Origin of the sequence: Mesorhizobium australicum WSM2073 (genome assembly GCF_000230995.2) — a bacterium.
GTDB lineage: Bacteria > Pseudomonadota > Alphaproteobacteria > Rhizobiales > Rhizobiaceae > Mesorhizobium > Mesorhizobium australicum.
Map to the genome: position 1 here is coordinate 3,417,005 of NC_019973.1, position 20,141 is coordinate 3,437,145.

Annotated in this window: 18 protein-coding genes; 12 read left to right on the forward strand and 6 right to left on the reverse strand. The window is 62.9% G+C overall.

The window, feature by feature from the left end; all coding sequences use genetic code 11:
• Positions 1 to 32: 32 nt before the first annotated feature.
• A complete protein-coding gene (locus MESAU_RS16380) occupies positions 33 to 668 on the reverse strand; it encodes a TetR family transcriptional regulator C-terminal domain-containing protein (RefSeq protein ID WP_015317154.1) in 636 nt (211 codons plus the stop codon).
• Positions 669 to 910: 242 nt separating this feature from the next.
• Here MESAU_RS16380 and aptA point away from each other — a divergent pair, with 242 nt between their 5' ends.
• The 5 genes from aptA (at position 911) to MESAU_RS16410 (ending at position 5,941) form a co-directional block, all read left to right on the forward strand.
• Positions 911 to 2,239 (forward strand): omega-aminotransferase AptA, encoded by a 1,329-nt coding sequence (aptA, locus tag MESAU_RS16390; RefSeq protein WP_015317155.1) that lies wholly within the window; start codon positions 911 to 913, stop codon positions 2,237 to 2,239.
• Positions 2,240 to 2,351: 112 nt separating this feature from the next.
• Positions 2,352 to 2,792 (forward strand): endonuclease domain-containing protein, encoded by a 441-nt coding sequence (locus MESAU_RS16395; protein WP_015317156.1) that lies wholly within the window; start codon positions 2,352 to 2,354, stop codon positions 2,790 to 2,792.
• Positions 2,793 to 4,043 carry a Zn-dependent hydrolase gene (locus MESAU_RS16400; protein ID WP_015317157.1) on the forward strand — a complete coding sequence of 417 codons (1,251 nt, stop codon included), beginning with the start codon at positions 2,793 to 2,795 and terminating at the stop codon, positions 4,041 to 4,043.
• Between the two features lie 67 nt (positions 4,044 to 4,110).
• Entirely contained in the window at positions 4,111 to 5,562 is a 1,452-nt protein-coding gene (gene hydA, locus MESAU_RS16405) for a dihydropyrimidinase (RefSeq protein ID WP_015317158.1), read from the forward strand.
• A complete protein-coding gene (locus tag MESAU_RS16410; protein WP_015317159.1) occupies positions 5,555 to 5,941 on the forward strand; it encodes a hypothetical protein in 387 nt (128 codons plus the stop codon). The genes hydA and MESAU_RS16410 overlap by 8 nt, the downstream gene beginning before the upstream one ends.
• Before the next feature lie 242 nt (positions 5,942 to 6,183).
• On the opposite strand, the gene MESAU_RS16415 is transcribed toward MESAU_RS16410, so the two are convergent.
• A complete protein-coding gene (locus MESAU_RS16415) occupies positions 6,184 to 6,588 on the reverse strand; it encodes a cupin domain-containing protein (RefSeq protein ID WP_015317160.1) in 405 nt (134 codons plus the stop codon).
• Positions 6,589 to 6,718: 130 nt separating this feature from the next.
• Between MESAU_RS16415 and MESAU_RS16420 the strand changes: the two genes are divergently transcribed.
• From MESAU_RS16420 to MESAU_RS16445, 5 genes are all read left to right on the forward strand, one after another.
• Positions 6,719 to 7,510 carry an ABC transporter ATP-binding protein gene (locus tag MESAU_RS16420; RefSeq protein WP_015317161.1) on the forward strand — a complete coding sequence of 264 codons (792 nt, stop codon included), beginning with the start codon at positions 6,719 to 6,721 and terminating at the stop codon, positions 7,508 to 7,510.
• A gap of 320 nt (positions 7,511 to 7,830) precedes the next feature.
• Positions 7,831 to 8,709, forward strand: a complete 879-nt coding sequence (locus tag MESAU_RS16430) for an ABC transporter permease (RefSeq protein ID WP_015317163.1) — start codon at positions 7,831 to 7,833, stop codon at positions 8,707 to 8,709.
• Positions 8,706 to 9,860 (forward strand): ABC transporter permease, encoded by a 1,155-nt coding sequence (locus MESAU_RS16435; RefSeq protein ID WP_015317164.1) that lies wholly within the window; start codon positions 8,706 to 8,708, stop codon positions 9,858 to 9,860. Before MESAU_RS16430 ends, MESAU_RS16435 begins: the two co-directional genes overlap by 4 nt.
• Before the next feature lie 39 nt (positions 9,861 to 9,899).
• Complete coding sequence (locus tag MESAU_RS16440) at positions 9,900 to 10,871, forward strand: ABC transporter substrate-binding protein (protein WP_015317165.1); 972 nt, start codon at positions 9,900 to 9,902, stop codon at positions 10,869 to 10,871.
• Positions 10,872 to 11,059: 188 nt separating this feature from the next.
• Positions 11,060 to 11,503 (forward strand): CHRD domain-containing protein, encoded by a 444-nt coding sequence (locus MESAU_RS16445; protein ID WP_015317166.1) that lies wholly within the window; start codon positions 11,060 to 11,062, stop codon positions 11,501 to 11,503.
• Positions 11,504 to 11,566: 63 nt separating this feature from the next.
• Here MESAU_RS16445 and MESAU_RS16450 read toward each other — a convergent pair whose 3' ends face one another.
• From MESAU_RS16450 to MESAU_RS16460, 3 genes are all read right to left on the reverse strand, one after another.
• On the reverse strand, positions 11,567 to 13,216 hold the full coding sequence (locus MESAU_RS16450) for a thiamine pyrophosphate-binding protein (RefSeq protein ID WP_015317167.1): 1,650 nt from the start codon (positions 13,214 to 13,216) through the stop codon (positions 11,567 to 11,569).
• Positions 13,213 to 14,388, reverse strand: coding sequence for a CaiB/BaiF CoA transferase family protein (locus MESAU_RS16455; protein ID WP_015317168.1), 1,176 nt, complete (start codon positions 14,386 to 14,388; stop codon positions 13,213 to 13,215). Before MESAU_RS16455 ends, MESAU_RS16450 begins: the two co-directional genes overlap by 4 nt.
• A gap of 72 nt (positions 14,389 to 14,460) precedes the next feature.
• Complete coding sequence (locus tag MESAU_RS16460; RefSeq protein WP_015317169.1) at positions 14,461 to 15,420, reverse strand: alpha/beta fold hydrolase; 960 nt, start codon at positions 15,418 to 15,420, stop codon at positions 14,461 to 14,463.
• Between the two features lie 185 nt (positions 15,421 to 15,605).
• Between MESAU_RS16460 and MESAU_RS16465 the strand changes: the two genes are divergently transcribed.
• Positions 15,606 to 16,613: a ribonuclease T2 family protein gene (locus tag MESAU_RS16465; RefSeq protein ID WP_015317170.1), complete on the forward strand. Its 1,008-nt coding sequence runs from the start codon at positions 15,606 to 15,608 to the stop codon at positions 16,611 to 16,613.
• Between the two features lie 169 nt (positions 16,614 to 16,782).
• Here the strand turns inward: MESAU_RS16465 and MESAU_RS16470 are convergent, their stop codons facing one another.
• Complete coding sequence (locus tag MESAU_RS16470) at positions 16,783 to 18,069, reverse strand: GGDEF domain-containing protein (RefSeq protein WP_015317171.1); 1,287 nt, start codon at positions 18,067 to 18,069, stop codon at positions 16,783 to 16,785.
• Positions 18,070 to 18,322: 253 nt separating this feature from the next.
• Here MESAU_RS16470 and ettA point away from each other — a divergent pair, with 253 nt between their 5' ends.
• Positions 18,323 to 19,972 carry an energy-dependent translational throttle protein EttA gene (gene ettA / locus MESAU_RS16475; protein WP_015317172.1) on the forward strand — a complete coding sequence of 550 codons (1,650 nt, stop codon included), beginning with the start codon at positions 18,323 to 18,325 and terminating at the stop codon, positions 19,970 to 19,972.
• Positions 19,973 to 20,141 lie beyond the last annotated feature (169 nt).

A 20,141-nucleotide genomic window follows, 5' to 3' on the forward strand; every position in this document is an offset into this window, starting at 1 on the left:
CGCTTCGGCCAATCTAGACATGATTTCGCCTGTTACCCTTTCGGCCTCAGCCCATCGAGGAACAATTGCTCGAGGAAGCGGGCAGCGTCCTCGAAGCGGCCGTCGCCGCCACGGTTCGGCCCCAGCACGGCGCGGACCTGGACATCGAAATCGGCGTAATGCTGCGTCGTCGCCCAGATCGAGAAGATCAGGTGCCAGGGATCGGTCCGGGCGATCTTGCCGGCGCGCATCCAGCCCTTGATGACGGCGGCTTTTTCGTCGACCAGCGTCTTCAACTCGCCCGCCAGCAGCGGCATGATGCGCGGCGCGCCTTGCAGGATTTCGTTGGCGAACAGCCGGCTCTCGCGCGGAAAGTCGCGCGCCATTTCCAGCTTGCGCCTGATGTAGCTCCTGAGTTCGGTCATCGGATCGCCGATGTCGTCAAGTTCCCGCAGTGGCGCCAGCCAGGTTTCGAGCAGCCGTTCCATCAATGTCTCGTGGATGTCTTCCTTGCGGCGGAAATAGTAGAGCAGGTTCGGCTTCGACATGCCGGCGGCTTCGGCGATCTGGTCGATGGTCGAACCGCGGAAGCCGTTGGTGGAGAACACTTCGAGCGCGGCCTCCAGGATCAGTTCGCGCTTTTCCTGCTGGATGCGGGTGCGGCGAGGGGCTTGCGTGCTCGTGGTCACCGTTGCGGACCTTCCTATTGCCATATCTCGCATTCAAGGTCATCTGGACCAATTCTCTGGACCAGTTTTTCCCCAGGCTGTGGAACGCACTTCAGGAGCCGCATTTCCGCTAGTAATCCATTGACCGCCGACATGGCGGTGCTAAACGTTTGTCCAATCGGTCAAAATTTGCGTAGCATGAAAGCGCGGCAAAGACCAAGCGTTGGACGCAGCGAAACAGGTTACAAGGGGAAGTCTTGGTCATGTCCAACCGGCTGAAAGTCACGCCGAACGATCTCAGCGCATTCTGGATGCCGTTCACGGCAAACCGGCAGTTCAAGCAGGCGCCGCGCATGTTCGTGTCCGCCAAGGACATGCATTACACAACCAGCGATGGCCGCAAGGTATTGGACGGCACCGCTGGCCTGTGGTGCGTCAACGCCGGCCATTGCCGCCCCAAGATCACCGAGGCGATCCAGCACCAGGCCGCCGAACTCGACTATGCACCCGCCTTCCAGATGGGCCATCCGATCGTGTTCGAACTGGCGAACCGCTTGGTCGACCTCGCGCCCAAGGGCATGGACCATGTCTTCTTCACCAATTCCGGTTCGGAATCTGTCGAAACGGCGCTGAAGATGGCGATCGCCTATCACCGCGTGAAGGGCGAAGGGTCGCGCACCCGGCTCATCGGCCGCGAGCGCGGTTATCACGGCGTCAATTTCGGCGGCATCTCGGTCGGCGGCATCGTCACCAACCGCAAGATGTTCGGCACGTTGCTGGGCGGCGTCGACCACATGCCGCACACGCATCTGCCGGAGAAGAACGCCTTCTCCAAAGGCGTGCCGGAGTATGGCGCGGAGCTCGCCAACGAGCTTGAGCGTATCGTCGCCCTGCATGACGCCTCGACCATCGCCGCCGTCATCGTCGAGCCGGTCGCGGGTTCCACGGGCGTCATCCTGCCGCCGAAGGGCTATCTCGAGAAGCTGCGCGAAATCTGCACCAAGCACGGCATCCTGTTGATCTTCGACGAGGTCATCACCGGCTTCGGCCGTCTCGGCGCGCCGTTCGCGGCCGACTATTTCGGCGTCACGCCCGACATCATGACCACCGCCAAGGGCGTCTCCAACGGCGTCATCCCGATGGGCGCGGTGTTCGTGAAGAAGGAAATCCACGACGCCTTCATGACCGGCCCCGAGCACATGATCGAGTTCTTCCACGGCTACACCTATTCGGGCAACCCGATCGCCTGTGCGGCCGCACTCGGCACGCTCGACACCTACAAGGAAGAGGGCCTGCTGACGCGCGGCGACGAACTGGCGCCTTACTGGGAAGATGCACTGCATTCGCTGAAGGGCGAACCGCATGTCATCGACATCAGGAACATCGGCCTGATCGGTGCGATCGAACTGGCGCCGATCGCCGGCAGTCCGACAAAGCGGGCCTTCTCGGCGTTCGTCAAGGCGTTCGAGCGCGGCGCGCTGATCCGCACCACCGGCGACATCATCGCACTGTCGCCGCCGCTGATCATCACCAAGGGCCAGATCAACGAACTGATCGACCATGTGCGTGAAGTGCTTAGGATGATCGATTGAAGAACTGGGCGCCGATATCCCTCCCCCTCGAGGGGAGGGTGGCCGCGAAGCGGTCGGGTGGGGTCGGTTCGACCGGGTGCCGACGTGATCCTTTGCCGCGAGGTCGCTTCTGATGCCCCGTACCCGCGTGAGCTTCGAAATGCGCCAAAAGGCGCGCGCGCTTCGAGTTCACGCGACCAAAGGCGAATCCCTTCTTTGGTATGAATTGCGTGAGTTGAAAACAAACGGAATCAAGTTTCGCCGACAATGTCCGATTGGGCCCTATATCGTTGACTTTGCCTGCTTTTCTACAAAGCTGATTGTTGAAGTCGACGGCGATTTGCATGAGCACGAAAAGGGCAAGCAGCACGATGCCGTTCGTGACGCGTATCTACGATCGCTTGGGTTCGAGGTCTTCCGTGTCGACGAACCCGATGTCATAAACAGCGCTTGGCATGTCGCGCAGGTGGTCAAGGAAAAAGTCGAGCGTATGTCAGCCGACCCCACCCGACCGCTTCGCGGCCACCCTCCCCTCGAGGGGGAGGGGGACGCCCCGCAATTGATGAGGTTTTGAATGGCCGCACCCGGCGAGAATCTGCGAATCAATTCAGACCGTTTGTGGGATTCGCTGATGGAGATGGCGAAGATCGGCCCCGGCATTGCCGGCGGCAACAATCGCCAGACCGTGACCGACGAGGATGGCGAGGGCCGGCATCTGTTCAAGCGCTGGTGCGATGCCGCGGGGCTCGAAATGGGCGTCGACGAGATGGGCACCATGTTTGCCCGCCGCGAAGGCACCGACCCCAGCCTGCCTCCGGTCTATGTCGGCAGCCATCTCGATACGCAACCGACCGGCGGCAAATATGATGGCGTTCTCGGCGTTCTGGGCGGCCTGGAGATCGTGCGCTCGCTCAATGATCTCGACATCAAGACCAAACATCCGATCGTCGTCACCAACTGGACCAACGAGGAGGGCGCGCGCTTCGCGCCGGCCATGATGGCGTCCGGTGTGTTCGCTGGCGTGCTCGACCAGGCCGATGTCTACGAGCACACGGACAAGAACGGCAAGAAATTCGGCGAGGAACTGGAGCGCATCGGCTGGAAGGGCACCGAGAAGGTTGGTGATCGCAAGATCCACGCCTTCTTCGAACTGCATATCGAACAGGGCCCGATCCTCGAGGACGAGGACATCGACATCGGTGTCGTCACCCATGGCCAGGGCCTGAAATGGCTGCAGGTGACGCTGGCCGGCAAGGAGGCGCATACCGGCTCGACGCCGATGCCCAAGCGCCGCAATGCCGGGCTCGGCATGGCGCGGGTGATCGAATTGGTCCACGAGATCGCCATGGACTACCAGCCCGACGCCGTCGGCGCGGTCGGCCACATGGAGGTCTATCCCAACTCGCGCAACATCATCGCCGGGCGCACCGTCTTCACCATCGACATACGCTCGCCGGAAAAGGAAGTGCTTGACGCCATGGATGGCCGCATCCGCGAAGGCATCGACACGATCTGCGACGCGCTCGACATCCAGTACAAGATCGAGCAGGTCGGCGCTTTCGATCCGGTCACTTTCGACAAGGGCTGCGTCAAGGCGATCCGCGATGCGGCCGAGCGGCTTGGCTACACGCACCGCAACATCGTCTCGGGTGCCGGCCACGACGCCTGCTGGATCAACCGCGTCGCGCCGACCGCCATGGTGATGTGCCCTTGCGTGGATGGGTTAAGCCACAATGAGGCGGAAGAGATCACCAAGGAATGGGCAGCGGCCGGCGCCGACGTTCTGTTCCATGCCGTGGTGGAGACGGCCGTTATCGTTGAGTGAACTTAGAGATTTACCTTCAAACGCCGCTCACCAAGAAGCGGGAAGAGAAGAACAAGGGAACAGCAAAATGACCAAAGTCATCAAGAACGGCACCGTCGTAACCGCCGACCGAACCTGGAAGGCCGACGTGCTGATGCAGCACGGCAGGATCGTCGCCATCGGCTCGGACCTGCATGGCGACCATGAGTACGACGCCACCGGCTGCTATGTGATGCCGGGCGGCATCGACCCGCACACCCATCTCGAAATGCCGTTCATGGGCACCTATTCGGCCGATGATTTCGAATCCGGCACGCGGGCAGCCTTGGCCGGCGGCACCACCATGGTGGTCGATTTCTGTCTGCCGGCGCCGCAGCAATCGCTGCTCGAAGCCCTGCAGATGTGGGACAACAAGACCTCGAGGGCGTCCTGCGATTATTCGTTCCACATGGCGATCACCTGGTGGGGCAAGCAGGTGTTCGACGAGATGGCCACCGTGGTCGACAAGGGCATCACCTCGTTCAAGCACTTCATGGCGTACAAGGGCGCGCTGATGGTCGACGACGACGAGATGTACGCGTCGTTCCAGCGCTGTGCCGACCTCGGCGCGCTGCCGCTGGTGCATGCCGAGAATGGCGACGTGGTCGCGGCCCTGTCGCAGAAGCTGCTTGCCGCCGGCAATAATGGCCCCGAGGGACATGCCTATTCGCGCCCGCCGGAAGTGGAGGGTGAGGCGACCAACCGCGCCATCATGATCGCCGACATGGCGGGCGTGCCGCTCTATGTAGTGCATGTCTCGTGCGAACAGAGCCACGAGGCGATCCGCCGGGCACGCCAGAAAGGCATGCGGGTGTTCGGCGAGCCGCTGATCCAGCACCTGACGCTGGACGAGAGCGAGTATTTCGACAAGGACTGGGACCATGCGGCGCGCCGCGTGATGAGCCCACCCTTCCGCAACAAACTGCACCAGGATTCGCTATGGGCCGGCCTGCAGGCCGGTTCGCTGCAGGTGGTGGCGACCGACCATTGCGCCTTCACCACCGACCAGAAGCGCTTCGGCGTCGGCAATTTCACCAAGATCCCCAACGGCACGGGTGGCCTCGAGGACCGGTTGCCGGTGCTGTGGACCAAAGGCGTCAATACCGGCCGACTGACGATGAACGAGTTTGTCGCCGTGACCTCGACCAACATCGCCAAGATCCTCAACATGTATCCGAAGAAGGGCGCGATCGTCGAAGGCGCGGATGCCGACATCATCGTCTGGGACCCCCAGCGCAAGAAGAAGATTTCCGCTGAGAAGCAGCAGTCCGTCATCGACTACAACGTCTTCGAAGGCGTCGAGGTGACTGGACTGCCGCGCTTCGTGTTCTCGCGCGGCGAGCTGTCGGTCGAGGAGGGCGAGGTCAAGGCCAAGCCTGGCCATGGTGAGTTCGTCGGCCGCGAACCGAACGCGGCCGTCAACCGGGCGCTGTCGACCTGGAAGGAGATCACCGCGCCGCGCAAGGTCGAGCGGACAGGCATTCCGGCGACGGGTGTTTGAGGTGAGGTGCGCGGGGCTCTATCTCACCGCCGTTGTTGTTCTGGCAGCCGGCTCCGCCTCTGCGGCCGGCATCGACCTGTCCAAGCCCTATGGCAATAAGTCCGGCTGCATCAACAAGAACGGCCAGAAGGTCTATGCCGAAGACATGCTGCTGCTGACCGACACCGATTTTATCACCGCGACCAGTGCCTGCGCCTTCACCGGCAAACACGGTGAGGCCGATGGTTCGCTGACGGTCAAGGCAGAGTGCGAAGCCGAAGGCGAGGAGGGAAAGTCGCCCGCCACCTTCACGATCAAGCACAGCGCCAAGAATGCCAAGAAGTTGGTGATCGCCGACGAGGACGGCAGCGTATACGGGGAAGTGTCTCGGTGCAGATGATTGCCGAGGTCGGCGCCGCCCCTCATCTGCCTGCCGGCATCTTCTCCCCGTATAGTGACGGGGAGAAGGGGGCCGAGTGCGATCTCGGTGCCCTTTCTGCCAACGCAGGCGATTGGCGGAATCCTTCGCGACGGCGTCCTTCTCCCCGTCTCTCTACGGGGAGAAGATGCCGGCAGGCAGATGAGGGGCAGCGCGGACCTGGAGCTATTGAGCCTCGGCCGGCGAACCCGCCAATACCACCCTCAGGCGACGAGCGCGTCCAGTTCCGGCAGCAGGACGACGCTTTCCTGTTCGTTGGGATCGGTGCGGGCGATGACGGCCGAGGACGGCGCATTGCTCAGATTGGCCGGCAAATGCGGCACGCCTGCGGGAATGTAGAAGAGGTCGCCGGCCTTGACGACGATGTGATGCTCCAGCCGGTCGCCATACCAGGTATGGACCTCGCCGGAGAGCACGTAGATCGCCGTTTCATGGTTCTCGTGCAGATGCGCCTTGGCGCGGGCACCGGGCGGCATGGTGAGCACGTGCATGCAGATGCCGGAGGAGCCGACCGACTCGGTGGCAATGCCGGCGAAGTAGGTCAGGCCCTGCTTGCCTTCATAAGTGCTTTCAGGGCGGATAAGATGACAAGTCGGTTTAGGCGACATCGGGGAAACTCCGGGCGTCGGCCGAGCGGGACAAACTCAGCAGGACTGGGGCCAATGGGACGGGTCGAGTGGAAAACAACATCACGATAAAAGCAATCGGTTTCGTGCGGCGGAAGGCAGGCAGCAACCGATGACGGGACCTTCGCCAGCCGTCGTTTCGGCAAGCAAACTGGGCCTCACCTTCCAGACCAATGACGGGCCGGTACAGGCGCTGTCCAATGTCGACCTGACCATCGGCAAGGGTGAGTTCGTCTCCTTCATCGGGCCTTCAGGTTGCGGCAAGACTACTTTGCTGCGCGTCATCGCCGATCTGGAAAAGCCCACTTCGGGGACGATCTCGGTCAATGGCATGACGCCGGAACAGGCGCGCGAGAGGCGTGCCTACGGCTATGTCTTCCAGGCCGCCGCCCTGTTTCCCTGGCGCACCATCGAGCGCAATGTCGGGCTGCCGCTGGAAATCATGGGCCTGTCCAAGACCGAGCAGGCGGAGCGGATCAAGCGCACGCTCGACCTCGTCAACCTCAGTGGCTTCGAGAAGAAATACCCCTGGCAGCTTTCCGGCGGCATGCAGCAGCGCGCCTCGATCGCGCGTGCGCTGGCCTTCGATGCCGACCTGTTGCTGATGGACGAGCCGTTCGGCGCGCTGGATGAGATCGTGCGCGACCACCTCAACGAGCAATTGCTGCAACTGTGGGGACGGACGAACAAGACCATCTGCTTCGTCACCCACTCCATTCCGGAAGCCGTCTACCTGTCGACGCGCATCGTCGTTATGTCGCCGCGCCCGGGCCGGGTCAGCGACATCATCGAATCGACGCTGCCGAAAGAGCGGCCGCTCGACATCCGCGAGACGCCGGAGTTTCTGGCGATCGCCGCGCGGGTGCGCGATGGGTTGAGGGCAGGGCATAGTTATGATGATTGAGGGGAGCGACAAGCGCGCAGTCCATCGCGACTTCGTCATCCTAGGGCGAAGCAAGGAGCGAAGCGACGCGGCGCAGACCCTAGGATCCATGCCGTTACCTCAACGTTCCGCAGCGGTGCAGACCGATGCACCTTACGCTGTGCGTTCGAAGGCGAACACTCTCGACCGCTTATACCCCCCGGCCAACGTCACGGAATGGATCCTAGGGTCTGCGCGACGCTTCGCGTTGCTCCGCCCTAGGATGACGAAGGCGAAGGTGGTCGGCCTTCGCTTCGCTCCGGCCATCCTCTCCCCGTGGGGGAGAGGAGGAGGCCCCGCCCATGGATAGCTTCCGCTCCAAGATCATCCCCGTAACCTCCATCCTTCTGGGCGTGGTCGTGCTCTGGTACATCTTCGCCGTCATCCTCAACGCGCCCTTCCAGCGCGATCTCGACCGGCGTGCCAACGAAACCTCCACGTTCGGCGAACTCATCGGCAAGACTCTGTCGCAGCCCAAGCCGACGCTGCCGGCGCCGCATCAGGTGGCGGTGAATTTCTTCGAGAACACTTTTCTGCGGCCCATCACCTCAAACCGCAGTCTCGTCTACAACGCCTGGGTTACGCTGTCCTCGACGCTGCTCGGCTTCGCCTTCGGCACCGCACTCGGCATCGTCATCGCCGTCGGCATCGTCCATGTCGCGACGCTCGACCGCAGCCTGATGCCGTGGATCATCGCCTCGCAGACCATTCCGATCCTGGCGGTGGCGCCGATGATCATCGTCGTTCTGGCGGCAATCGGCATTACCGGACTGATCCCGAAGGCGATGATCTCGACCTATCTGTCGTTCTTCCCGGTAACCGTAGGCATGGTGAAGGGCCTGCGCTCGCCCGAGATCATGCATCTCGACCTGATGCACACCTACAATGCCAGCCGCGCGCAGACCTTCTGGAAACTGCGTGTGCCAGCCTCGGTGCCATTCCTGTTCACCTCGATGAAGGTCGCGGTGGCGGCAAGCCTGGTGGGCGCAATCGTCGGCGAACTGCCGACCGGCGCGGTCGCCGGCATCGGCGCCAAGCTGTTGGCGGGCGCCTATTACAGCCAGTCCATCGACATCTGGTCGGCGCTGGTCGCCGGCTCCATCGTGGCGGCGCTGCTGGTGATGGTGGTTGGCATCGCCGGCCGCGTCGTTGACCGCGCCATGGGCGGGAGGCCAGCATGAACTGGCTGAAACCTTCCTGGCAGGCCGTGCTGGCGATCGTGCTGTGCCTGATCGCGATTGCGCTCGGCGCCATGTCGAAGCCGGAAGCGGCAGCGCTTGCCGATCCGACGGCCAGTATCGGCTACCCCTATCTCGGAATGAAGGGCTTGATGCTTGGCGTGGCCGTGCTGGCGGCGCTGATCTCCATGGTCAGGATTCCGCCCCTGGCGGAGGCCGTGGTGCTCTTCATAGGGGCCCATCTCGTCGCCTGGCTGCTGATATCGGGCATCGCAGGGTTCGAAGGGACGGCGCTGGCGCCGTATTTCCTTCTGCTCGCGGCTGCCTGGCTGCTTGGCTGGCGTTGTGTGGCGGTGCTTTCGGGGTTGCGGCCGACGGCAGGATGGGTCCGGACCGCACTGCGTCTGGTCATCCCCGCTATCTTCGGCGCCTGGATCCTGATCATCTGGGAAGCCGTCACACGCGGCGCCGGCATTCCTTTCATCCTGCTGCCGCCGCCGAGCGCCATCGGCGCGCGCATCGTCAGCTCGCTGCCGGTGCTCGGCGCCGATGTCCGGCAAACCATCTTCAAGGCGGTGCTCTTCGGCTATGTGGTGGGCAGCGGCGCTGGCTTCATCACCGCTGTTCTCGCCGACCGCGTACCGTTTCTGCGGCGTGGACTTCTGCCGATCGGCAATATGGTCTCGGCGCTGCCGATCATCGGCGTGGCGCCGATCATGGTCATGTGGTTCGGCTTCGACTGGCAATCCAAGGCGGCGGTGGTCATCATCATGACCTTCTTCCCGATGCTGGTGAATACGGTCGCCGGGCTCGCCGCGTCCGGCCATATGGAGCGCGACCTGATGCGCACCTATGCGTCGGGCTACTGGCCGACGCTCGTCAAGCTCAGGCTGCCGGCCGCCGCTCCCTTCATCTTCAACGCGCTGAAGATCAATTCGACGCTGGCGCTGATCGGCGCCATCGTCGCCGAGTTCTTCGGCACGCCCGTCGTCGGCATGGGATTCCGCATTTCGACCGAGGTCGGGCGGATGAACATCGACATGGTGTGGGCCGAAATCGCAGTTGCAGCACTTGCGGGTTCGGTCTTTTATGGCGTGGTCGCCCTTGTCGAAAGGGCCGTCACGTTTTGGCATCCCTCTGTCCGTGGTGGATAGGGGCGGTGGGTTTGGGCACTAACTTCAGAGGGTAAAAAAATGAAAAGACTTATTATTCCAGTTCTGGCCGGCGCGATGTCGCTGGCCGCGTTCCAGGCGATGGCCGCCGACAAGGTGACCTTGCAGCTGAAATGGGTCACGCAGGCGCAGTTTGCCGGCTACTATGTCGCCAAGGCCAAGGGTTTCTATGAGGCTGAAGGCCTCGACGTCGACATCAAGCCAGGCGGCCCCGACATCGCCCCCGAGCAAGTGATCGCCGGCGGCGGCGCCGACGTCATCGTCGACTGGATGGGCGGCGCGCTCGCCGCGCGCGAGAAGGGCGTGCCGCTGGTCAACATCGCCCAGCCGTTCAAGAAGGCCGGCATGGAGCTGGTCTGCCCGAAGGACGGCCCGATCAAGACCGAAGCCGACTTCAAGGGTCATACGCTCGGCGTCTGGTTCTTCGGCAACGAATATCCGTTCTACGCGTGGATGAACAAGCTTGGCCTCAAGACGGAGGGCGGCCCCGATGGCGTCACCGTGCTGAAGCAGAGCTTTGACGTGCAGCCGCTGATCCAGAAGCAGGCCGATTGCATCTCGGTCATGACCTACAATGAGTACTGGCAGCTGATCGACGCCGGCTACAAGCCCGAACAGCTGACCGTGTTCAACTACTCGGCCATGGGCAACGACCTGCTCGAGGACGGCCTCTATGCCTCGGAAGACAAGCTCAAGGATCCGGCTTTCGAGGACAAGATGGTGCGGTTCGTGCGCGCTTCGATGAAGGGATGGAAATACGCGGTCGACAACAATGACGAAGCCGCAAGCATCGTCATGGACGGCGGCGGCCAGGACGAGAATCACCAGAAGCGGATGATGAGCGAAGTTGCCAAGCTGATCGACAATGCCGACGGCAAGCTCGACCCGGCGACCTACGAACGCACCGCCAAGGCGCTGCTCGACCAGAAGATCATCACCAAGGAGCCGAAAGGCGCCTATACCACCGCCATCACCGATAAGGCGGTCAAGTAGGCCTCGCAGGCGCGATCAACAGCGCCTGAGACCGGGTCTGACGATCAAAGGGGCGGGCGACCGCCCCTTTTCCATGCGCTCCAATCACAAAACCGTGTGCGGGGATACATTGCGCCGTCCAGCCGTTGCATTGAAGCATGCGCGCGTCGGGGAGCCGCGACGCACGCTTTGTCAATCGGAGGTCCTTCATGCGCGCTCACTCCTTCCTGCCGGCGCTATCGGCGCTCGCCATTTCCACCGCTTTCCTGTTCGCATCACCGGCCATGGCCGAGATGGTAAAATACAAGGCGACCCTCGATGGCGGCCAGCAGAGCCCAGCCGTCACCACGAAGGGCAAGGGGACGGCCACTCTCACCTTCGACACCACCAAGAAGAAGCTCAGCTGGAACGTGAAGTATTCCGGCCTCAGCGGCCCGGCGACAGCGGCGCACATCCACGGCCCGGCGGCGGCGGGCGAGAATGCGCCTCCGGTGATCCCGTTCAAAGGCAAGCTCAAGAGCCCGATCAAGGGGTCGGCGACGCTGACCGATGCGCAGGCCGCTGACCTCGAGGCCGGCAAGTATTATGTCAATGTGCACACGGCGGCCAACAAGGACGGCGAGATTCGCGGCCAGATCGAAAAGGCGATGTAGAGCCGGAAGCGCGGCTAACGCTTGAAGGCCGGCGGGACAGCCCGCCCTTTGTCCTGCCGGTCCTTAAGCCCTGTCGCGTATCTGTGTCATCGTCCGGGTCGGGGTGATCGCTTCGGGATCGAGCCTGATCTCGACGATCGCCGGTTTGCCGCTGGTTCGCGCGCGCTCGAAGGCAGGCGCGAAATCAGCTGTCCTCTCCACCGTCTCGCCATGGCCGCCATAGGCGCGGGCAAGTGCTGCAAAATCAGGGTTCTTCAGATCGGTGCCGACGACGCGGCCGGGATATTCGCGTTCCTGGTGCATGCGGATGGTGCCGTAAATACCGTTGTTGACGACGATGACGACGATCGGCAGGTCGTACTGCACGGCGGTGGCGAATTCCTGGCCGTTCATCAGGAAGCAGCCGTCGCCGGCGAAGGCGACCACTGTGCGCTCCGGATACAGCGCCTTGGCGGCGACCGCCGCCGGGGTGCCGTAGCCCATCGAGCCCGACGTCGGCGCTCCTTGCGTGGCGAAGCGGCGGAAGCGATGGAAGCGGTGTACCCAGGTTGCGTAATTTCCGGCGCCATTGGTGAGGATGGCATCGTCCGGCAGCACGTTTTCCAGGTAGTTCATGATCGGTCCCATCTGGACCGGGCCGGGACCGTTTTCAGGCGGAGTCGACCAGTCGAGATAGGCGGCATGCAGCTTGGCTGTTTCGGCCGCCCATGATGGCGTTCCGGCCGGCATGCGCTTGGTGAAAGCCTCGACGAAAGCCGCTGGCGAAGCATTGATCGCCAGGGTCGGACGGTAGACGCGGCCGAGTTCGCCGGCATCGGCATGGACATGCACAAGGGCCTGGTCGGGGTAGGGGCTCTTCAGCAGCGTGTAGTCGGAAGAGGGCATCTCGCCCATGCGCCCGCCGATCAAGAGAACGACGTCCGCCTGCTTGATAGCCGTCGCCAGCTTCGGATTGATGCCGATGCCGACATCGCCGGCATAGTTTGGATGAAGATGGTCGAACAGCATCTGGCGGCGGAAGGAACAGCCGACAGGAAGCGACCAGGCCTCGGCGATCTCATGCATCCGCGCCACCGCGTCCGCGTTCCAGCGTGTGCCGCCAAGAATGACGAAGGGACGCTTCGCGCCGGCAAGCAGCATTTCCAGTGCGTCGAGTTCGGCCTCGCCGGGATAGGTTTCGACCGGCGTGTGCGGAAGTGCTTCCGGCGCGTCGACGACGCTGGTCAGCATATCCTCAGGCAGCGATATGACGACCGGACCGGGGCGGCCCGACGTCGCCACGGCAAAGGCGCGCGTGACGAATTCGGGGATGCGCGAGGCGTCGTCGATCTCGACCACCCATTTGGCGATGTCGCCGAAGAACCTGACATAGTCCACTTCCTGGAACGCCTCGCGCTCCTTGGCGTGGCTGGCGACCTGGCCGATGAACAGGATGAGGGGAACCGAATCCTGCATGGCGATGTGGATGCCGGCCGAAGCGTTGGTGGCGCCGGGTCCGCGGGTGACGAAGCAGATGCCGGGCTTGCCGGTCAGCCGGCCCTGGCAGTCGGCCATCATGGCAGCACCGCCTTCCTGGCGGCAGACGATGGTGCGGATCGAGGAATCATGCAGCGCGTCAAGCACCGCAAGGTAGGATTCGCCCGGCACGCAGAACATACGGTCGGTGCCATTGGCTTCGAGGGCGTCGACGATCAGTTGTCCACCGGTCTTCATTTCCCAGACTTCTCCAGTTCGGCAAGGATTTCGTCAGTGTGCTCGCCAAGGCGCGGCGAGGGGCGTTCGTAAGTAAGCGGTGTGCCCGACATCACCATCGGCGCGCGCACCGACGGCAGGCGGTTGCCATGGCCGTCGTCGAGGTCGAGCCGCATGCCGCGGGCAATGGTCTGCGGGTCGTCGAACATCTGGCCGATCGTGTTGATCGGGCTTGCCGGCACGCTGGCGGCTTCGAGCTTCGCCAGCAGCGGATCGCGATCAAAAATCTTCAGCGCCTCGATGATGCGTGCGCGAAGTTCCACGCGATTGGCGACGCGGGCCGGATTGGTGGTGAAATCGGGATTGGCCGGCAAATCGCCCAGCCCGACCGCGGCGCAGAATTTGGCGAACTGGCCGTCATTGCCGACAGCCAGGATGATGTGGCCGTCCCTGACCGGAAGCACTTCGTAGGGGGCAATGTTCATATGGGCATTGCCCATCTGCACCGGCGACTTGCCGGAAACGAGATAATTGAGGTTCTGGTTGCCGAGCGCCGAGATCTGGGTGTCGAACAGCGCCATGTCGATGTGCTGGCCTTCGCCGGTCTGTTCGGCATGGCGAAGTGCTGCCTGGATGGCGATGACCGAATAGAGGCCGGTGAAGATATCCGAGATGGCGACGCCGGCTTTCTGCGGCTCGCGGCCGGGCTCGCCGGTAATCGACATCATGCCGGCCATGGCCTGGATGATGAAATCGTAGCCCGCGCGAGGCGCATAAGGCCCATCCTGACCGAAACCGGTGATCGAGCAGTAGACGAGGCGAGGGTTGATTTCCTTCAGGCTGCCGTGGTCGAGCCCGTATTTCTTCAGGCCGCCGAGTTTGAAGTTCTCGATCAGCACATCCGCCGTCGCGACCAGCCGGCGCACCGTCTCGGCGCCTTCGGGCGTCGAGAAGTCGATGGCGATGGAGCGCTTGCCGCGATTGCAGGAATGGTAATAGGCGGCCGACAGGTTCTCGCCGTCGTGGCTCATGACGAAGGGCGGACCCCATTTGCGGGTGTCGTCGCCGCCATCGGGGCTCTCGACCTTGATGACATCGGCGCCGAGATCGGCAAGCAACTGCCCGGCCCAGGGCCCGGCAAGAATGCGGGCGAGTTCGACGACGCGGACGCCTTTCAGCGGGGGTTCGGCCATAAATCACCGTGGTTGCTGCAATCATCCTGATCGCTGCGAAAGCAGAGCCTCTATCAAGCCCGGCGGCGGCTGTCACGGTTCTTGCGATGGGCCAAACCGTCGGGCTTTCAGGACAGCGTCCGCCCAGTTGGCGAAATCGTCCATGACGGTGTCCCGGTTCGCCTCGTTCAGGCTCTCGTGGCGGGTGCCGGGGTAAACCTTCGAAACCAGATTAGAAAAGCCCATCTTGCGCATGCGGTTCGCGAGATGGGTGATGCCCTTGCCGTAGTCCGAGGCAGGGTCTTTCTCGCCGCCAACGATGGCGACGGGAAGGTCGCGCCGGATGCCGGCAAAGGCCGCATCCTTGCCGCCGTTCAGCGCCATCGCGACCACATCGCGCCACATCGATATGGAGGCATCCCAGCCGCAGAGCGGATCGGCGATGTATTTCGCGACCTCCGCATCGTCGCGCGAAAGCCAGTCGAACAAGGTGCGATGGTCGGGGACCGCCTTGCCCCAGGCCTGGAAGGTGAGTTTCGGCAGCAGGCGCGACGGGACATCGGAGCCCAGCCGCATCCGTTCCCAGGCCAGGATGCCGAGCGCCACCTGGCCGAGCAGGCCTTGCGAGAAATTGCCGTTCCAGATGGCTGCGGCATGGATCCGATCCGAGTGCCGTAACAAGTAGTTCAGCGCCACGGACGCGCCCATCGAGTGGCCGAAAAGGATCACCGGCAGGTCAGGCTGCTCGCGGGCGATAAGATCACGGATGGCGTCGACATCGGCGATCACCTTGGCCGGGCCGTCCTTGTCGGCGAATCTGCCGAGCGGCGCGTCGGGCGCCCTGGTCGTCCCATGGCCACGGTGATCATGGACATAGACATGGAAACCCCGAGCGGACAGGAAACCGGCGAAGCGGTCGTAGCGCCCGGCATGCTCGGCCAGGCCATGATTGATCTGGACCACCGCACGCGGAGAGCTGTCGGCCTGCCGGACGAACAGATTGAGGTCGGCGCCGGTCGGCGAGCGGACCACGCGCTGCTGGCTGAATGGCATGCCGGCTGGCCTCCCCCTGGTTCCGCCCTTGCAATGTCCAACGTGTGCGCCGGCGCCTGATTTGCGTCAATCGGGCCTGCCGGCTTTTCCGCGACGATCTTTCTTGCCACGAGCCCGCAAAATATCGCAATTCTGACATGGAGACAGTTTCAGTCTGTCGCCCACTTTCCAGCAGGGGAATCTCCATGCGCATTGCTGTTGTTTTCGGATTGGCCTTGCTGGCGGGGTCGCTGGCAGGCGCGGCGCATGCCGACGTCAAGATGAGCGGCACCTTCGTGGCCGACGCTGCCTGTCCCGCGACGCAGGCGATCAAGAACGCCAAGAACCCCGGCAATGTCTCGACCGATGCGGGCAAGACCTATCAATTGCTGGCCGGCAACAAGGACGCTCCGACCCACTACCTCATCCTGGTGCCGGGCGCCGATCCCGAGCGCCGTTGGGTGAAGGTCAGCTGCGGCCATCTCTCGGGCAGCAGTGCGGTGACCGCGCCGGCGGCACCGGGCGGGCAAGGCAAGCCGGCGGCCTCGGGAAAACCCGAATATGTTTTCGCGCTGAGCTGGCAGCCGGCCTTCTGCGAGACCAAGTCGAACAAGACCGAATGCAAGGCGCAAAGCCTTGGCGAATTCGACGCCACCAATTTCACGCTGCACGGCCTGTGGCCGCAGCCGAACGGCAATTTCTATTGCCAGGCTACTGCCAGCGACAAGGCCAATGACAATCCGGCTCACTGGCAGGACCTGCCACCGGTCAACCTCGATGCCGAGACCCGCGCCGAACTCGACAGGGTGATGCCGGGCACCGCCTCGAAGCTGGAACGGCATGAATGGATCAAGCACGGCACCTGCTATGGCAAAAGCCAGCAGGAGTATTTTTCCGACGCCCTTCATTTGATGCGTGAGGTCAACAGCTCGCCCGTGCGCGACCTCTTCGCCAAAAATATCGGCGGCAAGCTGACCGCGGACCAGATCCGCAGCGCCTTCGACCAGTCCTTCGGCGCGGGAGCAGGGGACCGGGTGCGTGTGTCCTGCCTTATCGATCCGTCGAGCGGCCGGCGGCTGATCGGGGAACTGACGCTTGGCCTTGCCGGCCCGATCGGTCCGAACAGCTCGCTCAAGGATCTGCTGCTGGCCTCCGTGCCGACCAACAAGGCCGGTTGCCCGACCGGCACGGTCGACGCGATCGGGTTCCAGTAACGCACGGGCACGGATTTAGGCAGCCAGCCGGGCTTTCGCTTGCCGTGCCTGCTGTTATGTTGGCATGGCGGTGTTCATTCAGCGGGGGTTGCATGAGTGGCATGACGAGCAGCGCGCCGGCACGGCAGGGGAAATCGTAGCGACAAGGTTGGGTCTGGACTGACTTTGGCTAGATCTGCGCGGACCTGGTCCAGGCGATATCGGCGTCGGCTTCATGCCCGCCGGGTTCGCCGACGACGCGGTCGCGTCCGGTCGATTTCGCCTTGTAAAGGCGTTGGTCGGCGAGCGCGAACAGGTCGGCCAGGCACTGCGTCGTTTCGCTGACGGTGGAAACGCCGGCGCTGACGGTCAATTCGAACCGGCTGGTGGCGGCCGATGCTTTGAGCGCGGTGCGGACGCTTTCGCCAAAGAGCCTGGCGACGGAGTGTGGACGCGAACTCAGGATCGCGAATTCCTCGCCGCCGATCCGGAACACCTGGTCCTCGGCGCCTGCCGCCTCGCAAAGTACGGTTGCGACCGCCTTCAGCACCTTGTCGCCTTCGGCATGGCCGAAACGATCGTTGATCGACTTGAAGTGGTCGACGTCGACGATGAGCAGGCTGAGCGGCCTCGCCGTGCGCAGGCTGGACTGGACGGCGGCCTCGCCATCGGCATCGAAGCGTCCCCTGTGCAGCAGTCCGGTCAGGCCATCGCGGCCGACATGTTCGACCAGCGCCTCGTAGCGTTCGCGATAGGTCAAGGTCTCGAAGATGTCGGTCAGCCCACGCGGCATCTGGACATCCCGGACCTCGAACCATTTGAGATAGGCGACCAGCATGGCGCTGAAGGTCAGTGCTGCCGCCATCTTGGCGAACCAGCCGCCGAAGAAGACCGCGATCGGCGCGCCGGCAACGAAATGCAGCGCGGTGAAGAATCCCGCCTGATCAAAAGTCAGCACGCAGGCGACGCAAATCAGGATGCGTGCGAACCGCGCCTTGCGCAGGACGCGTCCAAGTTTCTCATAAAGCAGGATGATCAGGATGGCATCGACGAACAGCAGCGTCGTGCCCCAAACCATCAGCCAGCCCATCTCGTCGATGAAGCCGATGTCGGGGAGCCGGCCATCGGGAAGCGGAGCGATGGCGTGCAGGCGCAGGAGCAGAACCAGACCGATCATCAGCGCATTGCCGAGCAGCAGGCCATAGATCGGCTGGCGCACGGTGGCGGCATCCTCCTTCATGTAGAGCAGAAGGAGCATCACCAGCTTGCCCGAAAACAGCACCGCCGAGCCCGGCGAGACCATGCCGAACGGCAGCGCGACGTAGAAGACGCTGGCGAGATAGGTTTCCAGGAAATGCATGACGCCGAGTGCGCAGATGAAGACGCCCAGGCCGATCCGCTTGCGGAAGCGGAAAAGCGTCACCATGACGCTGAAGTAGACGATCGCTTCGGCAAGGAGCAGGAAACTGTTCAGCAATGCCGTCGATCCGCTCTCTTTTCGAAATCGCGGCCAGCCAGCGATTCCACTCCGATGCTGTTTTGACGTGGAAGGGTTAACCGGAGATTTCCGCGCGCCATCGACCGGTTGAAAACCTGGCCGTCGGTGCACACTTATCCGTGTGGTTGGCTTGATATGGCAAAAGCGATTGCCGTTCGGCGCCGCATCGCCTACATAGCGGCCAACCTCCATTCAATTCGACAAATCCAGTCATTTTTCAGGGAAAGCGCGCGTGGCACGCCAGTTCATCTATCACATGGCCGGCCTCAACAAGGCCTATGGCACCAAGAAGGTGCTCGAGAACGTTCATCTGTCCTTCTACCCGGACGCCAAGATCGGCATCCTGGGCCCAAACGGCGCCGGCAAGTCGACGATCCTCAAGATCATGGCCGGCATCGACAAGGACTGGAGCGGTGAGGCATGGCTCGCCGAAGGCGCCACTGTCGGCTACCTGGCGCAGGAGCCGGCGCTCGACCCCGACAAGACCGTGTTCGAAAACATCATGGAAGGTGTCGCGGCCAAGACCGCCATCATCGAGCGTTACAACGAATTGATGATGAACTATTCCGACGAGACGGCGGACGAGTCGGCCAAGCTCCAGGACGAGATGGACCGGCTGAACCTGTGGGATCTCGAACAGCAGGTCGAGATGGCAATGGAAGCGCTGGGCTGCCCGCCAAAGGATGCCAACGTCACCAAGCTGTCGGGTGGCGAGCGCCGCCGCGTCGCGCTCTGCCAGTTGCTGCTGCGCCAGCCTGATCTTCTGCTGCTCGACGAACCGACCAACCATCTCGATGCCGAGACGACGGCGTGGCTGGAAAAGCATCTGCGCGCCTATCCGGGCGCCGTGATGATCATCACCCACGACCGCTACTTCCTCGACAATGTCACCGGCTGGATTCTCGAACTCGATCGCGGACGCGGCATTCCTTATGAGGGCAACTACACCAAGTATCTCGAAGCCAAGGCCAAGCGCCTCAAGCAGGAAGGCCGCGAGGACGACGCCCGCCAACGTGCCATCGGCCGCGAGCGCGAGTGGATCCAGTCGAGCCCGAAGGCTCGCCAGACCAAGTCCAAGGCGCGTATCCAGGCGTTCCAGGACCTGCTCGATGCAGCCGACAAGCGGCGGCCGACGGATACACAGATCGTCATCCCGCATGGCGAGCGGCTCGGCAACGTGGTCATCGAGGTCGAGGGCCTGTCGAAAGGCTTCGGCGACACGCTGTTGATCGAAGGCCTCGAATTCAAGCTGCCGCCGGGTGGCATTGTCGGCGTCATCGGCCCGAACGGCGCCGGCAAGACGACATTGTTCCGCATGATCACCGGCCAGGAAAAGCCGGATGCGGGTTCTGTCCGCGTCGGCGAGACGGTCAAGCTCGGCTATGTCGACCAGAGCCGCGATGCGCTCGATCCGTCAAAGACCGTGTGGGAAGAAATCTCGGGCGGCGCCGAAGTGGTCAAGCTCGGCAAGTTCGAGGCCAACACCCGCGCCTATTGCGCGTCCTTCAACTTCCGCGGCGGCGACCAGCAGCAGAAGGTCGGCAACCTCTCCGGCGGTCAGCGCAACCGCGTGCACCTGGCCAAGATGCTGAAGACCGGCGGCAATGTTCTGCTGCTCGACGAACCGACCAACGATCTCGATACGGAAACGCTGGCGGCGCTCGAAGACGCGCTGGAAAATTTCGGCGGCTGCGCGGTTATCATCTCGCACGATCGCATGTTCCTCGACCGTCTGGCGACACACATTCTCGCCTTCGAGGGCGACAGCCATGTCGAGTGGTTCGAGGGCAATTTCGAGGATTACGAGCAGGACAAGATCCGCCGGCTCGGGCCTGAAGCCGTCAACCCGCACCGCATGACCTACAAGAGGCTGACGCGGTAAGGCTTGCCGGCTTAGCCTAATTCGCTCCCAACTGGGCAAATCGTTTCGCCAGTGCCTCGCTGGCGAAACGTCCGGCCTCTTCATAGTCTGGACTGTGTTCCGCAGTGTCGGGCGATCTTACTACTACGAATTCGCCCGCTTCCGCCAAGACTTGCAAGGTAAGGTCTTC